Origin of the sequence: Thorsellia kenyensis, assembly GCF_042432445.1 — a bacterium.
GTDB classification, from domain to species: Bacteria; Pseudomonadota; Gammaproteobacteria; order Enterobacterales; family Thorselliaceae; genus Thorsellia; species Thorsellia kenyensis.
The window spans coordinates 1-3,385 of the sequence record NZ_JBHLXE010000115.1 but is presented as its reverse complement, the minus strand read 5'-3'; the positions used below and the strand labels follow the sequence as shown (position 1 = coordinate 3,385).

Annotated in this window: 1 protein-coding gene and 1 pseudogene; one reads left to right on the top strand and one right to left on the bottom strand. The window is 34.4% G+C overall.

Annotated features, from left to right (window positions below):
- Positions 1-1,411: 1,411 nt before the first annotated feature.
- Positions 1,412-1,943: pseudogene (gene istB, locus ACFFIT_RS13195) on the bottom strand (IS21-like element helper ATPase IstB); the annotation flags it as partial.
- A 238-nt stretch (positions 1,944-2,181) separates the two neighbouring features.
- Here istB and istA point away from each other — a divergent pair.
- The coding region (istA, locus tag ACFFIT_RS13190) for an IS21 family transposase (protein ID WP_385878393.1) at positions 2,182-3,385 on the top strand (1,204 nt) is incomplete at its 3' end.

The following is a 3,385-nucleotide window of genomic DNA, read 5'->3' as shown; positions in this document are numbered from 1 at the left end:
TGGGACGTCTAGCAAGTGATGGCATAATTAAATTGCATCATGAAACAATCTACCAATATATCCTAGTATAGTATATCAAGGGGCTAGGAGAACCCTACGAGTCAATATACGGATAGGTTAAAAAATGACCGCTTTTAACCTAAAAATAATTATAAAATATAGTGCGGAAAGACAGATTAACCGGTATAAAGGAAGGGAAAGAAGTTGACCTTTTAAACTACGAAAACCGTTTTAATTTTGGTTGTTATAAAATGGGATATTCCAATCAACAAGGATGCAAACCATGAAAATTACTACTTATAATATAATAATTTTTACCACTCTTAATGTATTCTTATGCAGTGCTATTTTTATGTATATTATTTTTTTAGAATATGGGCAGCTTAATTTAGCTAACGATAATAATACCCTTTTAATTTCAAACTCATCATTTTATGGTATTGGGTTTACATCGCTGATAATTTTTTGTATTCCAATTTTTTTTACCAAATTAACATACATAAAAATCTCAAAATTTAACATTTCAATTCTAAGGCTTTTATATTTTTCGTTGGTTTGATTACTCTGTTTTATGTGGATTAATTATATTTCACATATCATCAATCTTAATATATCAAATAATTATAAAATATTTACATTTGCAGGAATGACCGTTTTTATGACAACGTCAACACTCGATATTATTTTTAATTATATACAAAAAAACCATGTAGTGTTTCTTCAAAAAAAAACTTTATCAGTACAGTCCAAAATCAGTGTGATTATATGCTTCATATTAAGCCCCTTCTATTTAGGTTCTCTTGTTTATGGCATTTTGTCATTTTTTCAAAAAAATAATATTTATGAAAGTATCACATTTTTAATGTATTTGCCTTGGCTATCACTGATGGCGGGGGCGTTTGGAACTGTATTATTTATTTTTCCCTCCGCCATTGTAGGTATTGTGTATTTAATGATGAATCATATTAACAATTCAATGAGAAATGTTATATGTTCTTTGGTTGGAGGTGGAGGGTGTTTTTTTTATTGATATTATTGGGTCTTAATGATTTTAAATCTATTTGGTTATTTTGTTTAACTGGTAGTTTAACAGCTTTCTTAGTTTCAATGTTGCTAAATTTTTTACAGAATTTTGAAATTCTATTACCAAAAATAATACTCTTTGCCTCCTACTTATTCATTCTAGCAATTATCCCTTTAGTTCTAGTGTTCTGTATGCAGATTAATTATTTTGTATGATGAATTCATGATTAAATTTAATAACTAGGGGGCAAACCGATGAATGTTGTCAGCGATCATTGAATAGTGATCCACTTTTTTTAAAAAACGATCATTTAAAACTGATCCAGTTTTACTCAGTAATGATACCTGAGCATCTTTTATCTTTTAGTCTGTAGCTATCACCACTCAACTATAATACATGCGAATGATGCAATAATCTATCTAACATAGCTGCAGTTAATGTTGCATCATCTGCAAAAGCAGTAGGCCATAGACCAAAAGGTAAATTGCTTGTCAGTATGACACTGCCATACTCATATCTTTTGGCAATCACATTAAAAAATAAATTAGCTTCCTCCCGTCCAAATGGCAAATAGCCAATCTCATCAATTATTAACACTCTAGGGCTCATAATTGAACGCGCTAAATATTGCTTTAATTGATTTTGTCGCTTAGCTGTTGATAATTGAAGCATCAACTCTGCTGCTGTAATAAAACGTGTTTTCTTTTTAGCTTGTATGGCTTTAAGCCCCAAGCTAATAGCTAATAGCTAAGTGTGTTTTACCTGCCCGACTATGGCCTAATAAAACAATGTTCTCATTACGTTCAATAAAGCCAAGACTACTTAACTCTTTTATTTTTTGTTGTGGCACACCAGATGCAAACTTAAAATCGAAGTCTTCAAGTGTTTTATGTGCAGGAAACCCCGCCATCTTACTAAATGCGTATTCTCATCCACTTCGATCACTAATTCTCACCTAGCTTCGATCACTCAATATCATTCATGCCGATCATTCAATATCATTCATGCCGATCATTCAATATCATCCATGCCGATCACTTTAAGCTGATTTTAGGGTTTGTGATTTGGCTCCGTCTTTGAAGGAAAATAGCTTCCTTAACTTGTAGATTTAATCAACACTCCTCGCTGATACCATTATCTGTATAAGCGAGGTCATTATGTCTACGGTACCTATTTCAATGAGAAAACTAAAAGAAATATTACGCCTCAAATTTGAGGCTAAACTTCCACATAGAAAAATTGCACAAAGCTTGTCAATTTCAGCATCTACAGTTTCCTATTATGTTAATCGAGCAGGACAATTAGGGATCACTTGGCCCATTCCCTCTGATTTAAACGATAGAGACTTAGAACAGGCATTTCAATCGACTCAAGTTAAAATCAAACAGCCGAGATATCCTGTGCCTGATTGGGTTGAAATAAAAAATCAACTGACAAACAAAACCCTAACTCTTCAGTTATTATGGGATGAGTATGCCTCAAAAAGCACTTATCATTATAGTTACCCCCAGTTCTGTCGACTCTATAAGCAATGGTTAAAAAAGCAAAAGTTATCTATGAGGCAACATCACATCGCAGGTGAAAAGTTATTTGTCGATTATTGTGGTCCAACGGTAAACATTGTTGATCCTACAACACATGAAATCATTAAGGCACAAATTTTTGTCGCTGTGATGGGCGCATCCAGTTATACCTATGCTGAGGCGACATATTCACAAAATCTTGAAAATTGGATAATGAGTCATGTCCGTTGCTTTGAGTTTTTAGGCGGAGTGCCAGCCATCATCGTCCCTGATAATTTAAAAAGTGCGGTGACAAAGGCTTCTCGTTATGAACCTGACCTAAATCCTACCTATCAACAATTAGCAGCTTATTATGGCACCACTGTATTGCCTACAAGGCCTTATAAGCCTAAGGATAAAGCGAAAGTCGAAGTGGCAGTGCAAGTGGTAGAACGTTGGATTATAGCTAGATTAAGGCATGAAGCCTTTTATTCCTTAGCTCAATTAAATGCAAGTATTCGTGCTTTAATCGATGAGTTGAATGCACGTCCATTACAAAAACGTACAGACTCGCGGCGTTCACTTTTCCAATCCATTGATTTACCTGCACTACAGGCATTACCCGCAAGACCTTACGTATTTACTCAAGTAAAGAAAACACGAGTACCTAATGACTATCATATTGAAGTAGAACAACACTTTTACTCGGTCCCCTATCAATTAGCTAAAGAGTTAGTAGAAGTGCATATCTCAGGGCAACTGGTTGAAATTTATCATCATGGGACTTTAGCCACTCGCCACCCAAGACAGCATCAAGCGGGACTTCATACGACTCAATTAGCGCATTGTCCTTTGGTAC